Origin of the sequence: Nocardia sp. NPDC050435, from assembly GCF_040655395.1 — a bacterium.
Lineage (GTDB): Bacteria > Actinomycetota > Actinomycetes > Mycobacteriales > Mycobacteriaceae > Nocardia.
This window is the reverse complement of sequence record NZ_JBFAJW010000015.1, coordinates 148,637-167,745: the sequence shown is the minus strand read 5'-3', so window position 1 is coordinate 167,745 and position 19,109 is coordinate 148,637. Positions and strand designations below refer to the sequence as shown.

The following is a 19,109-nucleotide window of genomic DNA, read 5'->3' as shown; positions in this document are numbered from 1 at the left end:
CGGTCCCATTCCGAACCCGGAAGCTAAGGCCACCTGCGCCGATGGTACTGCACTCGACAGGGTGTGGGAGAGTAGGACACCGCCGGAACATCCTTTGCGGAAGGCCCCCAACTTCGGTTGGGGGCCTTCTTGCGTTTCCGGACCCTCGTCGGCGCCGGGCTATAATTCGCCCGAAACATGCTGCACGATATCGGATTTGGATGGGGGATCGAATGAGCGGTTATGGCGGTTACGGCCAACAGGGATACGGCACTCCTCAGGCGCACCCACCATATGGCTACGGTCCCCCGCCGGCACCCGGCTTTCCTCCGCCGCCACCGAGGCGTCGCTCCGCCGGCCTGATAGTCGGCCTGGTCGTGATTGTCTTCGCCGTGATAGTCGGTGCAGGTGCGGCTGTGTACTACCTGCAGGACGCCCGACTCGATGAGCAGGCCGCGGTGCCGCTACAGATCCCCGTCGTGGGTACCTGTACCGACATCTCGGGAATCGCAGTGGTTCTGAAGGAGCCGCTACTACCTCTGGACTGCTCCCTGCCGGCTGCCTCGAAGCGAATCGTTGCGTCGACGATTGTCAGCGGGACCGATGCCGAGGTCGATTGCTCCGGCACCGCGGAGATGCTGATCATCAGTCAGGGCAGGAACTACGGCGAGCATGTCATCGCCCATTCGTGTGCGGTGCCCAATCTCCAAGTCGGACAGTGTTATAACGATGGGATCACCGGTTACACCCATGACCCCACGTGCCGTGCGTCCGAAGGGTCGGGACGCCTCGAACGTAGTGTCCCGGGTGTTCTGGACAAGGCAGTGTGCGAGCCGCCTGCCGACACCGAGGCGGGCTTGCGGATGAAGTTCATCTCGGTCAGTCATCTGCACTACCTCAACGCCCAGGAGAACGCGACCTACTGCTTTGTCCCGCCTTCGGGGTGGCGGGCGTGTCTATTCCTTGATCAGGATGGCGCGAGTGTAAAGCAGGTCGAAACCTTGCCGCTGTGCGTTCTGCTGTGACTTGGAGCCGGGCTGGGTGGTGATGACGGCGATGTCGCATGAGGCTGCGGCGGCGAGTTGGAGGCGGGTGGACAGCAGGGCTGATTGAACGCCTCGGCGGCGATGGGCGGGAAGCGTTGCGGCACCGGTGAGTTGGGCGATGCCCTGGGACATCCGCATGCTGGCGGCGCCAGCCACCGTGTCCCCGCGAACGGCGACGAATCGCTCGACTCCCGCTGCGGCGGTGAGATCCCGCATGGCATCGGCGAGTACATCACGGGGGAACTCCTCGTGCGATGCCACGCCCTGGGTGTCCGGACGCGCGAAACCGTCGACGACGGTGTCGATCCACACGTCGAATTCGTTCTCGTCACTGCCCCGGACCGTGACGCCATCGGCCGCGCTCCGCTCCGAGTGCTCGTTCAGCGCCAGGCCCAGCACGTTCTCGAACGAGACGAGCCGATAGCCGCGGCCGGTGAGCATCTCCCCGATGGCCGGATTGCCGAGATGCGACAGTTCGACCTGAACAGTCGCGTCGTTCTCGGCATACCGCTTCTCGATCTCTTCGAATTCCGCCTCGCTCGGGACATTCCCAAAACCCAAGCCCGCCACCTTGTTCAACGGTGACCCCGCACTGGCGTAAGAAGCAATCCCGCTCTCGACCGGAATCGCGAAGCCCCGTCCTTCGCGCTCCTGTGCCGCGCTGTTCCCGGCGGCGATCAACTCCGTCTCGACCCGCTCGATCCGCGCACCGAGTTCCACGTCGCAGAACAGCGATCCACCCACACCTGTCATGGCCACAAACCTAGCCCGGTACCTCTTCGCGAACCTCCTATTTTCGAGTGGCGCGCACTCGCCTCCGGTGGCCACGACTCGATTGCCTCAGCGCGCCGCGTTCTCTCCCGAGCACGGCGGCCCTCGGTGTGCTGCCTGGGCAGTACATCTAGAGCGATTTGGAGGAGCCTGACATCAAGTGCCGAGTAGGAGCCCGGAATCAAGTAGCGCCTCCTCGTCGATGCGCACACCGAAGGCGAGTCGACGCAGGGGAGCGAAGGAGGTCTCGCCGAGCCCGCTGCCCGTGTTCACGGCAGGGGCGACCGTGGGCCTGCGGTGTCGCCTCCAGGGGTGAGCACCGCAGGCGGCTGGGCTTCAGCGACGGCGCATGCAGACAGTCAGGCCGCTGGTGATGCCGGCGTTCCAGCTGATCTTGGAGGTCCACTCGGTGGGGCAGTTGGCGTTTTCCTGGAGCAGGCGGGCGATGACCTCGGAGCTGGCGGCGGGGTCGGCGCAGTCGACGCGGCGGGAGGGATCGCGGCGGTCAACCGGTTCGGCCAGGCAGTCGCCGATCTCGGCGTAGAGCGGGTGGTCCTGGGCGGCGGGGCCCAGGCAGACCGCGAGGACGAAATCGGTTTTGTCGTTGGAGTTCATGGAGAAGGCGCTGGCGCTCGGGGTGTCCAGGCACTGCGGTTTCTCGGGTCGCAGGTGCAGGGTGCGGACCGTCAGGACACGGTGCTTCACACCCGGGGTGGCGCAATCGACCAGGCGCTGACTGTTCTCGGTGACGCAGCTGCCCACCTCGGCGTTGGCGAAGGCCGACGGATCGACCGGCACCGTGCAGAGCACGATGGCACGCCCGCCCAGCGAAGCTTGGGCGAAGGCTTGACGCGCCTTCGGGTGCGTGCTGCAAGCCTGTTCGGTCACCGGGACCTTGGCGCGAATCTCCGTCCCGATCACCCGCACCGCGGTGCCGTTGACGATGCATTCGGCGCGCGTGATCGACGCGCCCGCCTCCTTGATGTCGACGCAGTCACCCACGGCCATCGCACCCGGATCGGTCTTGTTGAACCGGGTCGGCGCCAGGCACAGCACGGCCCCCGGCTGAGCCCCGGCCGCCACCGGCTCGGCGATCGCCTTCGTCACATCGGGATACTTCGTGCACGCCGTCTCCAGCGGATACACGACATCCTCCCGATAAGCGATGCGATACATCGCCTTCGTGAAATCCGCACAATCCGGCTCGGCGGGCGCATTCACCTCGGCCAGCGAAACACAATCCCCGACCGCCCATTTCACCGGCTCGGACCGAGTCATGACATACCCGACGGCCGCACTCCCGGCCGCCAGCACAGTCACCACGAACACGATCAGCGGCACCAGCCACCGCCGCTTCTTCCGCGTCGTGGGCGCAAACCCCGCCTGCCCGGCACCCGCGAACGCCGCCTCACCGGCCCCGAACCCCTGCGGCGCACCCACCCCGGAACTGTGGATCGAACCCTGCCCGAAACTATGCGGATCGCCGGCCGCGAAACCGTGCGGAGCGCCCGACGCGGAGCTCTGCGGGTTGCCCGGAGTGGATGCGTGCGGCGCTCCCGCAGCGGGGTCGTGTGGGCTGCCCGGAGTGGATGCGTGCGGCGCTCCCGCAGCGGGGTCGTGTGGGCTGCCCGGAGTGGATGCGTGTGGTGCTCCCGCAGCGGGGTCGTGTGGGCTGCCCGGAGTGGATGCGTGTGGGGCTCCCGCAGCGGGGTCCTGCGGGCTACCCGGTGTGAAGCCGTGCGCCGCATCCGGCGGGAAACCTTCGCCAGCGCGCGGATCTTGCGGTGCGAAAGCCGGTGGCGCGCTGGGGGTGGAGCCCTGGAGGGGGTTTCCAGCGGGACTCTGCGGCGGACTCGTTTCCAGACCGTGTGGCGTGGCTGGCAGGAAACCTTGCGGCGCTTCCGGCCAGGGACCGTGCGGCGTACCAGGCCCGGGACCCGGCGGCATGCCCGGAATAGGTCCCTGCGGCGTGCCCGCCATAGAGCTTTGCGGGGGACCCGATACGAAGCCCTGCGATGCGCGCGGCGTGACGCCCGGTGTGAAACCTTGCGATGCGCCCGGCGTGAAACCTTGTGGTGCGTCTGAGCCCGGCGTGAAGCCCGGTGCCTGGCCTGGCGCGGAACCCGGCGACATCCACGGCGGGGGCTGGTCGCTCAGGTGGGTGCCGGGTGGCAGGGGGTAGTGGGTGACGGCGGGATCTGGGGTGGCCCAGTCGGTTTCGGGATTGGGGGCCGGGGTGGCAGGGGCCACGGGCAGGTCGGAATGGTCTGGCACGGTCGAACTTTCCCCCGGGCTGCTGGCGCAGCGGTCAACGTCTCCGCGTGCGCGGAGAAGATGATCTTAGGGTTCTGTTCGAGGGTGCGTCTACGAGGTATCGGGGGGATCCCGGAGGGCGAAATGGGGTGTCGCACCGGATCCGTTCGGGGGTGTGCGTCCCTAGGGTCGGTCGTGGAGGTCGTTATGAAGTCGATCACTTTTCCGCTGACGGTGCTGAGCGTGTACTCGATCGTTGCCGCGTTCGCTTTCGCCACCACCGCGGCCGAGACGATGCTGTTGTATCCGAACATTTTCCGGGATGTTCCGGAGTCGCTCGCGCAGACCGAGGATTTCATGAGCGTGGTCGCCGTCGGTGACGTGATGCGCCCGATGGGTGCGGTGCTGACGCTGTGCGCCCTGGTCGCGCTCGCGACGGCGCTGGTCTTCCGGCGGGCGCGGGCCTGGGTCGCGGCTTCGCTGGCGTCGCTGGTCAGTGGGCAGTTCCTGTTGTCGATCTGGTTCCAGTGGCCGCGCGCGAGCATCCTGTTCGACGATCGCGACCAGCATTCGCTCGACGAAATCGAACGCGCGGCAACGGAATTCCTGATCGGCCAGGGTTTCCGGGTCGCGGCGGCGCTGGCCACGGCGGTCTTCGCCGTGGCCGCGGCGCTCACCTGCTACCGCGCCCGGGTGCTGGCGACCGCGGTTACGGCCTGATCCCGGTGGACCACACCGGGGTCATCTCCACGCGGGACAGCCGCCAGCCGGCGGAGGTGCGGGTGGCGTCGAACCGGTAGACGCCGCCGAGGGAGTATTCGGGTTCGGGCGCCAGGCGGGCGCCGTCGCCCGCCGGGGTGAAGTGGGCGACCACGTTGGTCCGGACGGCCGCGGCGTCGCCGTGCAGGGTGATCAGCACATTGGTGAGCAGGTGCTGAATCTTCTTGTCCGGGTCGTGATTCCGCCCGGCCTGGGCGACCAGCGCATCGATCCCCGAAGCGAGGCCGCCGGGGGTCTTCGCGGTGGCGTCGGAAGTGTAGATGTCGCGCAGGGCGTCGAATCGCCCCTCGTCCAGGGCTTGACCGAGCTGGTCGATCAGGCCGGTGATCTCGGTGCGGTCCAGCAGTGCGCGATCGTCGCGCCCGGCGGCCGCGGTGGAGCAGGCGGCGAGCAAGGTCAGGGGTAGGACGGCGAACGCGAGTATGCGAGGGATCTTGCGCATCGACTTGGCCTTTCGAGAATATGATTGGTGACGCCAACGTTGGTTGAACCAACGTAACAGATCGTGGGGGACACCAACAAGTAGTTGCTAGATTCGGCTCATGGAGATTGCGCACCACAGCGCCGCGAACCGCCTGCGCGCCCTGCCGAGCCGGCTGCTGAACCAGGTCGCCCTGGTCGCCGACCGCACCACCGAGCGAGCCCTCGACGACACCGGCTCCCGCCGCCACCACTACGCCCTGCTCACGACGCTGCGGGAATTCGGCCCGGCCAGCCAAGCCGAGCTCGGCCGGCGCACCCGCATCGACCGCAGCGATATCGTGGCCACCCTCAACCAGCTGGCCGAGCGCGATTTCGTCCAGCGCGATCCCGATCCCGCCGACCGCCGCCGCAACATCGTCACCCTCACCCGCGCCGGCCTGCGGCATCTGACGGAGCTGGACCGCCGGCTCGACGACGCCCAGGACGAACTGCTGGCCGCGCTCGACCCGGCGGAACGCCGCCAGTTGATCGAGCTGCTCACCCGGATCCTCGATGATCACGCCCGGGGTTGATCCGGGACACGTTTGCCCAGGACTGCCCGGAGACGGCCGGAGCCGGGACAGCAACTAAACTAAGACGAGTGAGTCTTGTGCTGCTACCTGCCGTCGATGTCGCCAATGGTGAGGCCGTGCGCCTCGTGCAGGGGGAGGCCGGTAGCGAGACCAGCTACGGATCCCCGCTGGAGGCGGCGCTGGAGTGGCAGCGCGGCGGTGCGGAATGGGTGCATCTGGTCGATCTGGACGCGGCTTTCGGCCGCGGATCCAACCGTGAACTGCTCGCCGATGTCATCGGTCAGCTCGATGTCAAGGTCGAACTCTCCGGCGGCATCCGCGACGACGAATCGCTGAAGGCCGCGCTGGCCACCGGCTGCGCGCGCGTGAACCTCGGCACCGCCGCCCTGGAAGACCCGGTCTGGTGCGCCCGCGCCCTCGGCGAGTACGGCGATCAGATCGCCGTCGGCCTGGACGTGCGCATCATCGAGGGCGAGTACCGGCTGCGCGGCCGCGGCTGGGTCAGCGACGGCGGCGACCTGTGGGAGGTGCTCGAGCGCCTGGAACGCGACGGCTGCACCCGCTACGTGGTCACCGACGTCACCAAGGACGGCACCCTGACCGGCCCCAATCTGGACCTGCTGCGCGAAGTCTGCGCGGCCACCGACGCGCCGGTCATCGCCTCCGGCGGCGTCTCCACGGTCGAGGATCTGATCGCCATCGCCGGGCTGGTTCCGGAGGGCGTCGAGGGCTCCATCGTCGGCAAGGCGCTGTACGCGGGCCGGTTCACGCTGCCCGAGGCACTCGCCGCGGTGCGTTGAGCCGTGGCCGCCGACCCGATCGCCGACCTACCCCGGCTGCTCGAGACCGCGAGTGAGATCCTCGACGACGCCATCCCCCGCTTCATCGAGGGCATCGGCGCGCCGAGCGCGGTCACCAAGGGCCGCAACGACTTCGCCACCGAACTGGATCTGGAGCTGGAACGCACCATCTCCGGACAGCTCGAGCATCGCACCGGCATCAAGGTGCACGGCGAGGAGTTCGGCGGCCCGCAGCTGACCTCGGGCACCGCCTGGGTGCTCGACCCGATCGACGGCACGTTCAACTACTCCTCGGGCCATCCGCTGGCGGGCATGCTGCTGGCGCTGGTGCACGAGGGCGTGCCGGTGCTGGGCCTGACCTGGCTGCCGGTGCTGGGCCAGAGCTATGCCGCCGTCGCCGAGGGCCCGGTGCTGCTCAACGGCGAGCCGATGCCGCGCCTGCCGCAGGGCAAACTGGCCGAGGCGATGATCGGCTTCGGCGCCTTCAACGTCGACTCGCACGGCCGCATCCCCGGCCGGTTCCGCTTCGATCTGCTCGGTCCGCTCAGCAGCCTGTCCTCGCGGGTGCGCATGCACGGCTCCACCGGCATCGACCTGGCGTTCACCGCGGCCGGAATACTCGGCGGCGCGATCGTGTTCGGACATCACCCGTGGGACAACGCGGCCGGCGTCGCGCTGGTGCGCGCGGCGGGCGGGGTGGTGACCGACCTGGCCGGCGAACCGTGGACGATCACCTCCGGCTCGGTGCTGGCCGCCGCGCCCGGAGTGCACGAAGAACTGCTCGAGATGATCTGCACGGTCGTCGCCGAAGAAAGCGAAGGTATGACGGAATGACACTGCGGCGTGAGCTCAGGGCCCGGAGGCGGCAGCTCGTCGTAACCATGGAGGGCTCGTGAACGCCGCGAATTCGACACTGGCAGTACGCGTGATTCCATGCCTGGACGTGGACGCGGGCCGGGTGGTCAAGGGCGTCAACTTCGAGAACCTGCGCGACGCCGGCGACCCGGTCGAGCTGGCCGCGGCCTACGACGCCCAGGGCGCGGACGAACTGACCTTCCTCGATGTCACCGCCTCCACCGGTGACCGCGGCACCATGATCGACGTGGTCACCCGCACCGCCGAGCAGATCTTCATTCCGCTCACCGTCGGCGGCGGCGTGCGCACGGTCGAGGACGTGGACCGGCTGCTGCGCGCCGGCGCGGACAAGGTGTCGGTGAACACCGCCGCGATCGCGCGGCCGGAGGTGCTGCGCGAGATGTCGGGGCGATTCGGTTCGCAGTGCATCGTGCTGTCGGTGGACGCGCGCACCGTCCCCGAAGGTCAGCCGGCGACGCCGTCGGGGTGGGAGGTCACCACGCACGGCGGCAAGCGCGGCACCGGGATCGATGCGGTCGAGTGGGCCGTGCGCGGCGCGGAGCTCGGCGTCGGCGAGATCCTGCTGAACTCGATGGACGCCGACGGCACCAAGGCCGGGTTCGACCTGAAGATGATCCAGTCGGTGCGGGCCGCGGTCACCGTGCCGGTGATCGCCAGCGGCGGCGCGGGCGCCCTGGAGCATTTCGCGCCCGCGGTGCAGGCGGGCGCGGACGCCGTGCTGGCCGCGAGCGTCTTCCACTTCGGCGACCTCACCATCGGTCAGGTCAAGGACTCCATGCGCGCGGAAGGAATCGTGGTCCGATGAGTCTGGATCCCGCCGTCGCCGCCCGGCTCAAGCGCAACGAGGCCGGGCTGGTCGCCGCGGTCGCGCAGGAGAAGAGCACCGGTGCCGTGCTGATGATGGCCTGGATGGACGACGAAGCGCTGGCCCGCACGCTGGCCACGCGCAAGGCGACCTATTACTCCCGCTCGCGGCAGCAGTACTGGGTGAAGGGGGAGACCTCCGGTCACACCCAGTACGTGCACGAGGTCCGGCTCGACTGCGACGGTGACACCGTGCTGCTGGTGGTGGATCAGGAGGGCGCGGCCTGCCACACCGGCACGCACACCTGCTTCGACAGCGATGTGCTGCTCGCCGAGGCCGACTAGCTCTCCGGGTCGGTCTGGGCCAGCGCTTCGGCGAGCCGTTTGGCCAGGATCTCGCTGAGTTCGGCGAGCTGTGCCTTCTCTTCGGGGGCGAGCCCGTCGAAGACGAGGTGGCGGACGGCCTCCAGGTATCCGGGGGCCGCGGCGACGACCTTCTGATATCCGGCGTCGGTGAGCACGGCCTGCACGCCGCGCTTGCCGGCCTGGGTCGAGCGCTGGGCCATGCCGAGCCGCTCCAGCTTCGACACGACATGCGACAGTCGCGATAGCGACGAATTAGCTTTGCTGGCCAGGTCGCTCATCTGCAGCCGATGACCGGGTTCTTCGGACAGCAGGGTGAGCACCCAGTACTCAAAATGGGTAACCCCCGATTCGCGCTGCAACTGGGTATCCAAGGCGCTCGGCAGACGGGTCATCAGCGCGACGATCGCGCGCCATGCTCGCTGTTCAACGGGGTCGAGCCACTTCGTCACTGTGCGCCTTCTCTCGAGCGAAGTGACGTGGGGTCGTCGGCTATACGCAGTCACCCGCGCCATCGAGTTTGCCACGATTTCGCTCGACCGGCACACAGTTACTTCAGACGGTGAGCCCATTCACAGTGCGTCATGGCGTGTCGTGGTCGTGTCCGGATCCGCCGACCCGGTGCTGGGCGGTGCGGTGTAACCGGTCTCCGCCTGGGCGGCCGCCTTGGCGCTCTGGCGGCGGCGCCAGCCGCGGCGCACGTCCAGGAAGGCGATGAGCACGAAGACGGCGATCGCGATCAGGAACCCGACCAAGGTCGCGCCGCGGAAGGCGGGCGCGTCGACGTCGAGGATGCGCTCACCGGCGTGCGCGGCATTGCTGCCGCCCCACACGATGGTCAGCGTCATGAGGTTGGGCAGGGCCGCCACGATCGCGAGCACCGCGGCCGCGCCGGCCAGGAAGCGCCCGCCGCGCCGCCGCCACATCGTGCTGGCGAACAGCAGCAGCAACAGCGGGATGAGGGTGCACAGGCCGCCCAGCAGCAGCCCCCACCAGATGCCCTTGGAGAAGCTGCCGTGGATCGACTCGCCCAGACGCTGGGCCCACCAGCGTGGAATGAACGCCTTGAGAATGAAGTAGGCGATGACCAGGACCACCGCCGCGATGAGCCCGCCGATAATTCGCGGACGCCAAACCTCCATGGTCGACTTGGGCTGGACCGGCTGACCCTCGCGCATCGTCATCCTGGCAGCGTAAGACGCTGACCAGCGAGAACTGGGGCAGCCGACCCGGCGTTTCGCCGGATTCGACCGTAATTACCGGTTGTTCGCCCGCAGGTACTTCAGGGCCTCGTCGGCGTGCGTGTCGGCGCCCAGCTCGCTGCTGATCACCTTCCCGATGACGCGATCGGTGCCGATGACGAAGGTCTGCCGCTTGACCGGCGCGAGCTTGCCCAGCAGGCCGCGCTTGACGCCGAACTGCGCGGCGACCGCCCGGTCGACATCGGAGAGCAGCGGATAGCTCAGGCCCTGCTTGGACGCGAAACCGGCCTGGGTGTCCACGGCGTCGGCGCTGATGCCGACGCAGGTCGCGCCGAGTTCCTTGAACTCCGCGGCCAGATCGCGGAAGTGGCACGCCTCCTTGGTGCACACGGGGGTGTTGGCGGCCGGATAGAAGAACAGCACCACCGGGCCGTCGGCCAGTAAGGCGTCCAGCGAGCGGGGCGTGCCGGTCTGATCGGGGAGTTCGAACTGCGGAGCGAGCTGACCTGTCTGCATGTCCGGAGATTACCCGCGAAACGCGACATCCCCGCCGCCACGGCCATGACGAGGAGGCGGCCGGGAAGACGGGGATGCGAGGACGAAAGGGGTCAGACGCCGATCAGCGCGGCGACCTCGGGGTTCTTGATTTCCATGACATCGAGGATGCCGTGGGCGCGCAGGAACGGCTTGAGCTCCCGGATGCGATCGCTGTGATCGGCGTACTCGTCCGGGAAGTGGTGGCGATCCAGCGACTCGAGGGCCTTGACGTAGGTGACGAACGAGGCGAGCGCGTTGTAGGTACTGGCGACCTGCGGGCTGCCCATGCCGTTCATTCCGACCATCCGCGGGGGTTGGCCGGGCATCGCACCCGGCGCGGCGTGCCGGCCCTCCGGCCCCGCCTGTTGCGAGGGGTACATCAATTGTCTCCTCTCGATTTTCGTTTCCGCGTGACTGGGGGATCCAGCTGGCTGAAGTGGAACGCAGCGAGTGTAGTGACGGCCGCCACAACGGGTTCCGGGGCATGAAAACCGGTCGGTCGCCCCTGACCGGCTCGTACGTTTTGCCCGGCCTCACGCGGCCCGAGCGCAGACCGGACAGCCGCACTTGGGATGATGGTGCAATGGCTGCCGCGTCCACTCCCACCACTACGACCCGCGCCCAGTTCCATCTGCTCGCCGCGGAGCACCGGGTGGTCCCGGTGATCCGAAAGGTGCTGGCGGACTCGGAGACTCCGCTCTCGGCCTACCGCAAGCTGGCGGGCGACCGGGCCGGGACCTTTTTGTTCGAGTCCGCGGAGAACGGGCGCTCCTGGTCGCGCTGGTCGTTCATCGGCGCCGGCAGCCCGTCCGCGCTGACCGTGGTCGACGGCGAAGCCGCCTGGCTCGGCAACATCCCGGTCGATGCGCCGTCCGGTGGTGACCCGCTGGTCGCGCTGCGCGAAACCCTGGAACTGCTGCGCACCGAACGCCTACCCGGCCTGCCGCCGCTGACCGGCGGCATGGTCGGCTACCTCGGCTACGACGCGGTGCGCCGGATGGAACGCCTGCCCAGCCTGGCCCTGGACGACCTGGAATTGCCCGAGATGGTGCTGCTGCTGGCCACCGATCTCGCCGCCTTCGACCACCACGAGGGCGCGATCACGCTGATCGCCAACGCCGTCAACTGGAACGGCACCACCGACAATGTCGACGCCGCCTACGACGACGCCGTCGCCCGCCTGGACCGCATGACCGAGGCGCTCGGCGCGCCCGCGGTGTCCACGGTCTCGGTGTTCGACCAGCCCGAGCCGCAGTACCGGCGCCGGCGCACCAGCGAGGAGTTCGGCGCGGGCGTGCGCCGGCTGGTCAAGGAGATCGAGGCGGGCGAGGCGTTCCAGGTGGTGCTCTCGCAGCGCTTCGAGATGGACTACCAGGGGTCCCCGCTGGATCTCTACCGCATGCTGCGCGCCTCCAACCCGAGCCCGTACATGTACCTGATCCACGTGCCCGACGGCGACGGCGGCACCGCCTTCTCCATCGTCGGGTCCAGCCCGGAAGCGCTGGTCACGGTGAAAGAGGGCGTGGCGACGACGCATCCGATCGCGGGCACGCGCTGGCGCGGGGTCACCGAGGAGGACGACCTGCTGCTGGAGAAGGGCCTGCTCGCCGACGAGAAGGAGAACGCCGAGCACCTGATGCTGGTGGATCTGGGGCGCAACGATCTGGGCCGGGTGTGCCAGCCGGGCACGGTGCGCGTCACCGAGTACCGCCACATCGAGCGCTACAGCCACGTCATGCACCTGGTCTCGACGGTCTCCGGCCGGCTGGCGCCGGGCAAGATCGCGCTGGACGCGGTGCGCGCCTGCTTCCCGGCGGGCACGCTATCGGGCGCGCCGAAGGTGCGGGCCATGGAGCTGATCGAGGAGCTGGAACCGACCCGGCGCGGCATCTACGGCGGCGTGGTCGGCTATCTGGACTTCGCGGGCGACGCCGACACCGCGATCGCCATTCGCACCGCGCTGCTCAAGGACGGCACCGCCTACGTGCAGGCGGGTGCGGGCGTGGTCGCCGACTCCGACCCGGACTACGAGGACGTGGAATCGCGCAACAAGGCGATGGCGGTGCTCAAGGCGATCGCGGCCGCCGAGACGGTCCGCGTGTTCGGGGCCGAGAACCGAAGTGAGAACGGCTGATTCGCGATGAGTGCTGTACCTGATCAGGAACCGTCCGGGGTGGGCGAGACGCGCCGCCCGGCCAACGGGGTGCGCGCCCCGATCATCCTGATGGCGCTGGCCGCCGCTCTGATGTGGGGCTCGTCCCGGATGACCTGGGTGACGGTCTCGTCCGCCGACGGGCTCACCGAACCGCGCACCGACGATCTCGACGGCGGCGTGTGGTTCGGGGCGCTCACCCCGCTCGCGCTGGTGCTGCTCGCCGCGATCGCGGCCGTGCTGGCCACCCGCGGCTGGCCGCGCCGCCTGATCGGCGTGCTGGTCGCCCTGGTCGCCGCGGTCACGGCCGTGCCCTCGTTCGCGCTGCTGACCAACTCGGGCGCGCTCGAGACGCGGGCTGCGGCGCTGGCCGAACTGCCCGCGCGCGCCACCGTGACCGAGGCGAGCGCCGCGGTGTTCCCGGCCGTGCTCACCCTGCTGGCCGCGCTCGCCGCCTTCGGCGCGGGGCTGCTGCTGGCCCGGATGCCGCGCGACACGGCGCAGCTGTCGGGCAAGTACGACAATCCGGTCGTCCGGCGGGAGGCCGCGACGGCGGAGGTGGCCAAGCAGCGCACGGCCGACCACACCGACGGACCGCTGTCGGAGCGCGTGCTGTGGGACGCGCTCGACGCCGGGACCGACCCGACCGACGACAGCGCCCGTAGTGCCGGCTCGCCGCTCGCGCCGACCTCCGAGTCCGGCGACGCCACCGATACCGAGACCGCCGCCCGGACTCCGGATTCGCCAGGCGGCAAGGCGGACTGACGTGACCGGCAGCACTTTCGCCCCCCGATTGCCTCGGATTCGCGAGCGGCCCGAGCCGCCGCAGCCCAACCCCGGCGCGACCGGGAAACTGCCCGCCATTTATTCTTTGTCAGCATCGGTGAGACAGCGCCTGGGGGGATTCTCAGGCAGCAAGTCCGTCTCCCCAGAAAGGATTCGAGCCAGATGACGGTACTCGACTCGATTCTCGACGGGGTCCGCGCGGATGTGGCCGCTCGGGAAGCCCTCCTGGATTTCCAGTCCATCAAGGCCGCCGCGACCAAGGTCCCCGCTCCGCTCGACGCGCGTGCCGCGCTCCTGGAAGACGGCATCGGCGTGATCGCGGAGGTCAAGCGGTCCTCGCCCTCCAAGGGCGCGCTGGCCGACATCCCGGACCCGGCCAGCCTGGCCAAGGCCTACGAGGACGGTGGCGCCCGGATCATCTCCGTGCTCACCGAGGGCCGTCGCTTCGGCGGTTCGCTCGACGATCTGGACGCGGTCCGCGCGAACGTGTCGATCCCGATCCTGCGCAAGGATTTCGTGGTCGGCCCGTACCAGATCCACGAGGCCCGCGCGCACGGCGCCGACGTCATCCTGCTGATCGTGGCCGCGCTGGAGCAGGACACCCTCTCCGCGCTGATCGATCGCACCGAGTCGCTGGGCATGACGGCGCTCGTCGAGGTGCACACCGAAGAAGAGGCCGACCGGGCCCTGGAGGCCGGCGCCTCGGTGATCGGCGTGAACGCGCGCAACCTGAAGACCCTCGAGGTGGACCGCGACGTGTTCGCGCGGATCGCGCCGGGCCTACCCACCGAAGTCATCCGCATCGCCGAATCCGGCATCCGCGGCACCGCCGACCTGCTGGCTTACGCGGGCGCCGGTGCCGATGCCGTGCTCGTGGGCGAAGGTCTGGTGACCAGCGGTGACCCGCGGGCCGCCGTCTTGCAGCTGGTGACCGCCGGCACCCACCCCTCCTGCCCGAAGCCCGCGCGGCGAGGCCGGTGATGGGCGCGTTCCCCAAGGCCAGCGACGGCGTCCACGACAAGAGCGCGCACGAACCCGATGCGGGCGGCCACTGGGGCGTCTACGGCGGGCGGCATGTGCCCGAGGCGCTGATGGCCGTGATCGAAGAGGTCACCGCCGAATACGAGAAGTGCCGCCTGGATCCGAACTTCCTGGACGAGCTGGACCGGCTGCAGCGTGATTACACCGGCCGGCCGTCGCCGGTGTTCGAATGCACCCGCCTGGCCGAGCACGCCGGTGGCGCGCGCATCCTGCTGAAGCGGGAAGACCTGAACCACACCGGTTCGCACAAGATCAACAACGTGCTCGGCCAGGCGCTGCTGGCCAAGCGCATGGGCAAGACCCGCGTCATCGCCGAAACCGGCGCGGGCCAGCACGGCGTCGCCACCGCCACCGCGTGCGCGCTGCTCGGCCTGGAGTGCGTGGTCTACATGGGCGCGGTCGACACCGCCCGCCAGGCGCTGAACGTGGCCCGGATGCGGCTGCTCGGCGCCGAGGTGGTCTCGGTGGAGACGGGTTCGCAGACCCTCAAGGACGCGATCAACGAGGCGCTGCGCGACTGGGTTTCGCACGCCGACGACACCTACTACTGCTTCGGCACCGCCGCCGGCCCGCATCCGTTCCCGATGCTGGTGCGCGATTTCCAGCGCATCGTCGGCATGGAGGCGCGCGCCCAGGTACAGACCCAGACCGGGCGGCTGCCCGACGCGGTCGTCGCCTGCGTGGGCGGCGGCTCCAACGCCATCGGCATCTTCCACCCGTTCCTGGACGACGCGGACGTGCGGCTGATCGGTTTCGAGGCGGCCGGCGACGGCGTCGAGACCGGACGGCACGCGGCCACCTTCACCGGCGGCACGCCCGGCGCGTTCCAGGGCGCGTACTCGTACCTGCTGCAGGACGAGGACGGCCAGACCATCGAATCGCACTCCATCTCGGCCGGGCTGGACTACCCGGGCGTCGGCCCGGAGCACGCCTTCCTCAAGGACATCGGCCGCGCCGAATACCGCCCGGTCACCGACACTGAGGCGATGGACGCGCTGCTGCTGCTCTCGCGCGCCGAAGGCATCATCCCGGCCATCGAGTCCGCGCACGCGGTGGCGGGCGCGCTGCAACTGGGCAAGGAACTGGGCGAGGGCGCGATCATCCTGGTGAACCTCTCCGGACGCGGCGACAAAGACATGGACACCGCGGCCAAGTGGTTCGGCCTGTACGGCGAGGAGCAGAAGTGAGTCAGCAGTCCCGCCTCGCGAACACCTTCGCGGCGGCGCGCTCGGAGAACCGGGCCGCGCTCATCGGCTACCTGCCCGCGGGGTACCCCGACCTGGCCGGGTCGATCGAGGTCTGCAAGGCGATGGTCGAAGCCGGGTGCGACATCATCGAGGTCGGCATCGCCTATTCCGATCCGGTGATGGACGGCCCCACCATCCAGCGCGCGGCCGAGCAGGCGCTGCGCGGCGGGGTGCGGGTCAAGGACGTGTTCACCGTCGTCGAGGCGATCACCACGGCCGGTGGCCAGGCCGTGGTCATGAGCTACTGGAATCCGGTGCTCAAGTACGGCGTCGACAACTTCGCGCGCGATCTCGCCGGTGCGGGCGGCGCGGGCATCATCACCCCGAACCTGATCCCGGACGAGGCCGACGACTGGTTCGTCGCCTCCGCCGCGCACGATCTGGACCGCATCTTCCTGGTCGCGCCGTCCTCCACCGAGGAGCGCCTGGTGAAAACCCTGGAGGCATCCAGCGGATTCATCTACGCGGCGTCCACCATGGGCGTCACCGGCGCCCGCGACGCGGTGTCGTCCATGGCCCCGGCCCTGTGCGCGCGGGTGCGCGCGCACTCCGACATCCCGATCGGCGTGGGCTTGGGCGTGCGCTCCGGTGCGCAGGCCGCCGAGATCGCCGCCTACGCCGACGGCGTCATCGTGGGCTCGGCTCTGGTCAGCGCCGCGGGCGAGAGCCTGGACGCGGTGCGGGCGCTGACCGCCGAGCTCGCCGAGGGCGTGCGCTCGGCCCCGGTCTCGAGCTAGCCTCAACGCCCCGTCATCCCGGCGAACGCCGGGACCCAGTACGGTTGCCAGCGTGACCGTACAAGTCTTGGCAGACACCGCGGCGACCGGAACCAGCGTGCTGGCCTATATCCCGAGCCCCCCGCAGGGCGTGTGGCAGATCGGGCCGTTCCCGCTGCGGGCCTACGCCCTGTGCATCATCATCGGCATCATCGTCGCCATCTGGTGGGGTGACAAGCGGTGGCAGGCGCGCGGCGGTAAGCAGGGCACGGTCCTGGATGTCGCGATGTTCGCGGTGCCGTTCGGCCTGATCGGCGGCCGGCTCTATCACGTGGCCACCGACTGGCAGAAGTATTTCGGCGCGGGGAAGAACCCGGTCGAGGCGCTCTACATCTGGCAGGGCGGTCTCGGCATCTGGGGTGCGGTGTTCCTCGGCGGCGTCGGCGCCTGGATCGGTTGCCGGGTGTACCGGATCCCGTTGCCCGCCTTCGGCGACGCGATCGCGCCGCCGATCCTGCTGGCCCAGGCCATCGGCCGGCTCGGCAACTACTTCAACCAGGAGCTCTACGGGCGCGAGACCACGCTGCCCTGGGGCCTGGAGATCTACCCGCGCTTCGACTCCGACGGCCAGCTCGACATGATGAACGGCGTCTCCAACGGCGTCGCCGAGAAGGTCGTGCAGCCGACGTTCCTGTACGAGCTGCTGTGGAACCTGCTCGTGGTGTTCCTGCTGGTGCAGATCGACAAGCGCTACCGGATCGGGCACGGCCGGCTGTTCGCGCTCTACGTGGCGGGCTACTGCGTGGGCCGCTTCGTGGTGGAGCTGCTGCGCGACGACGAGGCCACCCACATCGCGGGCATCCGCATCAACTCCTTCACCGCCGCGCTCGTCTTCCTTGCCGCCATCGCCTATTTCGTGTTCGCGACCCGCGGCCGGGAGACGCCGGCGATGCTGCAGCCCGCGTTGCTCGAGGGCGCGCACCCCTGGCCCTGGCAGCTCGGCGAATTGCGCCGGGTCGGTGCGGCGGCCGAGGCGGCCGATCGCGAGCAGGCCGCGGGGGAGACCACGGAGCCGGGCGAGAGCGTGGTGCTGGAGAAATCCGCGCCCGCCGAACCGGCCGAGCCGGAAGCGAATTCCGAACCGGCTGTGAACGAATCGGAGCCCGCCGACGATAAGGATCCGGAGACCGGCGCTGCCACGCCGGAGGCCGAGCCGTCGGGAACCGATGCGACAAAAAAGGGTGATTCGGGCAAGAATGTCACCTGATCGTCGCGGGTAACTTGTTCGCCCGGTTCGGCTGATCGACGAAAGCCGGGGGCCGGAGGGGTTACCCGCACGAATGAGGAGGACATGAGTGACCGACCCTTACCAGAACAATCCTGGATACGGCGGGCAGCCGCAGTACGGCCCGCCCGGGACAGGTCCTGATCTGAGCAAGGACGGTGGCCAGGCGCAGTACGGTCAGCCGTCGGATCCCTATGCGCAGCAACCGCAGTATGGTCAGCCGTCGGATCCGTACGCGCAGCAGGCGCAGTACGGTCAGCCGCAGTACGGTCAGCCGGGCGGTTACCCGCCGGCCCCGTACGGCGGCATGCCGGGCATGGATCCGGAAGCGCCGTACGGCCGCGACATGTACGGCACGCCGTACTCCGACAAGCAGAAGCTGACCGCCGGTCTGCTGCAGTTGTTCCTGGGCCAGTTCGGCGTCGGCCGTTTCTACCTGGGCGACAACACCACCGGCATCCTGCAGCTCATCACCTGTGGTGGCTGCGGCATCTGGGCGCTGATCGACGCCATCATGATCCTCACCGGCAAGGTGCCCGACGCGCAGGGCCGCCCGCTGCAGGAGTGATCCACTTGCTCTTCCGAACACCCCGCTTCGACACGAAGCGGGGTGTTTTGTCTTGTCAAGTGTTTCGCGCGGCAAGATCGCGTTACTGTGCTTCGCAACGGACCCGGCGTAGGTTGGGTCGGATTTTGTCTGGAAGAGATGAGGGATCTCGATGCGCCGCAAGCTTTTCGCCGCCGCCCTGCTGGCCGTCGTCGCCGCCACCGGGCTCTCCGCCTGCGGTAGCGACAGCGATTCGAATGTGCTGAAGGTCGGCACGGAGGGCACCTACGCCCCCTTCAGTTTCCAGGGCCCGGGCCTGAAGCTGACCGGATACGACGTCGAGATCATCGAGGCGGTCGGCCAGAAGCTGGGCAAGAAAGTCGAATTCGTGCAGACGCCGTGGGATGCGATCTTCGCGGGCCTGGAGTCCAAGCGCTTCGACCTGGTCGCCAATCAGGTGACGATCAACGACGAACGCAAGAACAAGTACGCGCTGTCGCAGCCCTACACCACCTCCGAGGGCGTCATCGTCACCAAGACCGACACCAACAACATCACCACGCTGGCCGACCTGAACGGCAAGACCTGCGCGCAGTCCGCCACCTCGAACTGGGGCAAGGTGGCCAGCGGCGCGGGTGCGAAGGTGGAAGCGGTCGAAGGCTTCGTGCAGGCCATCCAGCTGCTCAAGAACGGCCGTGTGGATGCCACCCTCAACGACACGCTCGCCGTCAACGAGTACACCAAGAAGACCGGGGACACCGGGGTGAAGATCGCCGGTAAGACTGGTACGACTGACCACCAGGCCTTTGCCGCCCGCAAGGGCGACGCGCTGATCGGCGACGTCGACAAGGCCCTGAACGATCTGCGGGCCGACGGCACCCTGGCGCGCATCTCGGACAAGTACTTCGGCACCGACGTCAGCAAGTAAC

General features: G+C 68.9%; 22 protein-coding genes and 1 rRNA gene. 16 read left to right on the top strand and 7 right to left on the bottom strand.

The genetic code is table 11. The annotated features are described in order from the left end of the window. Positions 1-88: ribosomal RNA gene (gene rrf, locus AB0I43_RS36740) — 5S ribosomal RNA — on the top strand; the annotation flags it as partial. Positions 89-395: 307 nt separating this feature from the next. Beyond that, positions 396-1,004, top strand: a complete 609-nt coding sequence (locus tag AB0I43_RS36735) for a hypothetical protein (protein WP_356978567.1) — start codon at positions 396-398, stop codon at positions 1,002-1,004. Here the strand turns inward: AB0I43_RS36735 and AB0I43_RS36730 are convergent. Then, a complete protein-coding gene (locus AB0I43_RS36730; RefSeq protein ID WP_356978835.1) occupies positions 936-1,757 on the bottom strand; it encodes a GNAT family N-acetyltransferase in 822 nt (273 codons plus the stop codon). The two genes, AB0I43_RS36735 and AB0I43_RS36730, sit on opposite strands and share 69 nt — an antisense overlap. Before the next feature lie 375 nt (positions 1,758-2,132). Then, positions 2,133-3,236: a hypothetical protein gene (locus AB0I43_RS36725; protein WP_356978569.1), complete on the bottom strand. Its 1,104-nt coding sequence runs from the start codon at positions 3,234-3,236 to the stop codon at positions 2,133-2,135. 1,020 nt (positions 3,237-4,256) lie between these two features. On the opposite strand from AB0I43_RS36725, the gene AB0I43_RS36720 reads away from it, so the two are divergent. After that, a complete protein-coding gene (locus AB0I43_RS36720; RefSeq protein WP_356978571.1) occupies positions 4,257-4,769 on the top strand; it encodes a hypothetical protein in 513 nt (170 codons plus the stop codon). On the opposite strand, the gene AB0I43_RS36715 is transcribed toward AB0I43_RS36720, so the two are convergent. Further along, positions 4,759-5,271 carry a nuclear transport factor 2 family protein gene (locus AB0I43_RS36715; RefSeq protein ID WP_356978573.1) on the bottom strand — a complete coding sequence of 171 codons (513 nt, stop codon included), beginning with the start codon at positions 5,269-5,271 and terminating at the stop codon, positions 4,759-4,761. The two genes, AB0I43_RS36720 and AB0I43_RS36715, sit on opposite strands and share 11 nt — an antisense overlap. Before the next feature lie 100 nt (positions 5,272-5,371). On the opposite strand from AB0I43_RS36715, the gene AB0I43_RS36710 reads away from it, so the two are divergent. The 5 genes from AB0I43_RS36710 (at position 5,372) to hisI (ending at position 8,649) form a co-directional block, all read left to right on the top strand. Further along, positions 5,372-5,824, top strand: coding sequence for a MarR family transcriptional regulator (locus AB0I43_RS36710; RefSeq protein WP_356978574.1), 453 nt, complete (start codon positions 5,372-5,374; stop codon positions 5,822-5,824). Positions 5,825-5,892: 68 nt separating this feature from the next. Beyond that, the gene (gene priA, locus AB0I43_RS36705; protein WP_356978575.1) at positions 5,893-6,624 is read left to right on the top strand and encodes a bifunctional 1-(5-phosphoribosyl)-5-((5-phosphoribosylamino)methylideneamino)imidazole-4-carboxamide isomerase/phosphoribosylanthranilate isomerase PriA; all 732 of its coding nucleotides are present in this window, start codon (positions 5,893-5,895) and stop codon (positions 6,622-6,624) included. Between the two features lie 3 nt (positions 6,625-6,627). Next, a complete protein-coding gene (locus AB0I43_RS36700; protein WP_356978576.1) occupies positions 6,628-7,458 on the top strand; it encodes an inositol monophosphatase in 831 nt (276 codons plus the stop codon). A 58-nt stretch (positions 7,459-7,516) separates the two neighbouring features. After that, positions 7,517-8,305 (top strand): imidazole glycerol phosphate synthase subunit HisF, encoded by a 789-nt coding sequence (gene hisF, locus AB0I43_RS36695; protein WP_356978577.1) that lies wholly within the window; start codon positions 7,517-7,519, stop codon positions 8,303-8,305. Then, positions 8,302-8,649 (top strand): phosphoribosyl-AMP cyclohydrolase, encoded by a 348-nt coding sequence (gene hisI, locus AB0I43_RS36690; RefSeq protein ID WP_356978579.1) that lies wholly within the window; start codon positions 8,302-8,304, stop codon positions 8,647-8,649. The genes hisF and hisI overlap by 4 nt, the downstream gene beginning before the upstream one ends. Here hisI and AB0I43_RS36685 read toward each other — a convergent pair. The 4 genes from AB0I43_RS36685 to AB0I43_RS36670 form a co-directional block, all read right to left on the bottom strand. Beyond that, positions 8,646-9,062, bottom strand: coding sequence for a transcriptional regulator (locus AB0I43_RS36685; RefSeq protein ID WP_356978837.1), 417 nt, complete (start codon positions 9,060-9,062; stop codon positions 8,646-8,648). The genes hisI and AB0I43_RS36685 overlap by 4 nt on opposite strands. Before the next feature lie 177 nt (positions 9,063-9,239). Next, entirely contained in the window at positions 9,240-9,809 is a 570-nt protein-coding gene (locus tag AB0I43_RS36680) for a permease (RefSeq protein ID WP_356978839.1), read from the bottom strand. Between the two features lie 114 nt (positions 9,810-9,923). Continuing rightward, entirely contained in the window at positions 9,924-10,385 is a 462-nt protein-coding gene (locus AB0I43_RS36675; RefSeq protein WP_356978581.1) for a peroxiredoxin, read from the bottom strand. A gap of 92 nt (positions 10,386-10,477) precedes the next feature. After that, on the bottom strand, positions 10,478-10,786 hold the full coding sequence (locus AB0I43_RS36670; protein WP_356978583.1) for a hypothetical protein: 309 nt from the start codon (positions 10,784-10,786) through the stop codon (positions 10,478-10,480). A gap of 203 nt (positions 10,787-10,989) precedes the next feature. Here AB0I43_RS36670 and AB0I43_RS36665 point away from each other — a divergent pair, with 203 nt between their 5' ends. From AB0I43_RS36665 to AB0I43_RS36630, 8 genes are all read left to right on the top strand, one after another. Beyond that, complete coding sequence (locus tag AB0I43_RS36665) at positions 10,990-12,540, top strand: anthranilate synthase component I (protein ID WP_356978585.1); 1,551 nt, start codon at positions 10,990-10,992, stop codon at positions 12,538-12,540. A 6-nt stretch (positions 12,541-12,546) separates the two neighbouring features. Next, entirely contained in the window at positions 12,547-13,323 is a 777-nt protein-coding gene (locus AB0I43_RS36660; protein WP_356978587.1) for a TIGR02234 family membrane protein, read from the top strand. 183 nt (positions 13,324-13,506) lie between these two features. Continuing rightward, the gene (gene trpC / locus AB0I43_RS36655; protein WP_356978589.1) at positions 13,507-14,325 is read left to right on the top strand and encodes an indole-3-glycerol phosphate synthase TrpC; all 819 of its coding nucleotides are present in this window, start codon (positions 13,507-13,509) and stop codon (positions 14,323-14,325) included. Continuing rightward, a complete protein-coding gene (gene trpB, locus AB0I43_RS36650) occupies positions 14,325-15,572 on the top strand; it encodes a tryptophan synthase subunit beta (RefSeq protein WP_357433498.1) in 1,248 nt (415 codons plus the stop codon). Before trpC ends, trpB begins: the two co-directional genes overlap by 1 nt. Next, positions 15,569-16,369, top strand: coding sequence for a tryptophan synthase subunit alpha (trpA, locus tag AB0I43_RS36645; RefSeq protein WP_356978593.1), 801 nt, complete (start codon positions 15,569-15,571; stop codon positions 16,367-16,369). The genes trpB and trpA overlap by 4 nt, the downstream gene beginning before the upstream one ends. A gap of 52 nt (positions 16,370-16,421) precedes the next feature. After that, on the top strand, positions 16,422-17,615 hold the full coding sequence (lgt, locus tag AB0I43_RS36640; protein ID WP_357433496.1) for a prolipoprotein diacylglyceryl transferase: 1,194 nt from the start codon (positions 16,422-16,424) through the stop codon (positions 17,613-17,615). Positions 17,616-17,703: 88 nt separating this feature from the next. After that, on the top strand, positions 17,704-18,201 hold the full coding sequence (locus AB0I43_RS36635) for an NINE protein (protein WP_356978595.1): 498 nt from the start codon (positions 17,704-17,706) through the stop codon (positions 18,199-18,201). A 151-nt stretch (positions 18,202-18,352) separates the two neighbouring features. Further along, positions 18,353-19,108, top strand: a complete 756-nt coding sequence (locus tag AB0I43_RS36630) for an amino acid ABC transporter substrate-binding protein (RefSeq protein WP_356978597.1) — start codon at positions 18,353-18,355, stop codon at positions 19,106-19,108. The last annotated feature ends 1 nt before the right edge of the window (position 19,109 follow it).

What these genes read in the sequence shown, in the direction of transcription:
- hisI (WP_356978579.1), top strand. Translation starts at nt 8,302, where the DNA reads ATGAGTCTGGATCCCGCCGTCGCCGCCCGGCTCAAGCGCAACGAGGCC.
- AB0I43_RS36685 (WP_356978837.1), bottom strand. Translation starts at nt 9,062, where the DNA reads ATGACCCGTCTGCCGAGCGCCTTGGATACCCAGTTGCAGCGCGAATCG.
- AB0I43_RS36630 (WP_356978597.1), top strand. Translation starts at nt 18,353, where the DNA reads ATGCGCCGCAAGCTTTTCGCCGCCGCCCTGCTGGCCGTCGTCGCCGCC.
- AB0I43_RS36680 (WP_356978839.1), bottom strand. Translation starts at nt 9,809, where the DNA reads ATGGAGGTTTGGCGTCCGCGAATTATCGGCGGGCTCATCGCGGCGGTG.
- AB0I43_RS36710 (WP_356978574.1), top strand. Translation starts at nt 5,372, where the DNA reads ATGGAGATTGCGCACCACAGCGCCGCGAACCGCCTGCGCGCCCTGCCG.
- AB0I43_RS36665 (WP_356978585.1), top strand. Translation starts at nt 10,990, where the DNA reads ATGGCTGCCGCGTCCACTCCCACCACTACGACCCGCGCCCAGTTCCAT.
- AB0I43_RS36720 (WP_356978571.1), top strand. Translation starts at nt 4,257, where the DNA reads ATGAAGTCGATCACTTTTCCGCTGACGGTGCTGAGCGTGTACTCGATC.
- trpB (WP_357433498.1), top strand. Translation starts at nt 14,325, where the DNA reads ATGGGCGCGTTCCCCAAGGCCAGCGACGGCGTCCACGACAAGAGCGCG.
- trpC (WP_356978589.1), top strand. Translation starts at nt 13,507, where the DNA reads ATGACGGTACTCGACTCGATTCTCGACGGGGTCCGCGCGGATGTGGCC.
- AB0I43_RS36670 (WP_356978583.1), bottom strand. Translation starts at nt 10,786, where the DNA reads ATGTACCCCTCGCAACAGGCGGGGCCGGAGGGCCGGCACGCCGCGCCG.
- AB0I43_RS36660 (WP_356978587.1), top strand. Translation starts at nt 12,547, where the DNA reads ATGAGTGCTGTACCTGATCAGGAACCGTCCGGGGTGGGCGAGACGCGC.
- AB0I43_RS36715 (WP_356978573.1), bottom strand. Translation starts at nt 5,271, where the DNA reads ATGCGCAAGATCCCTCGCATACTCGCGTTCGCCGTCCTACCCCTGACC.
- AB0I43_RS36675 (WP_356978581.1), bottom strand. Translation starts at nt 10,385, where the DNA reads ATGCAGACAGGTCAGCTCGCTCCGCAGTTCGAACTCCCCGATCAGACC.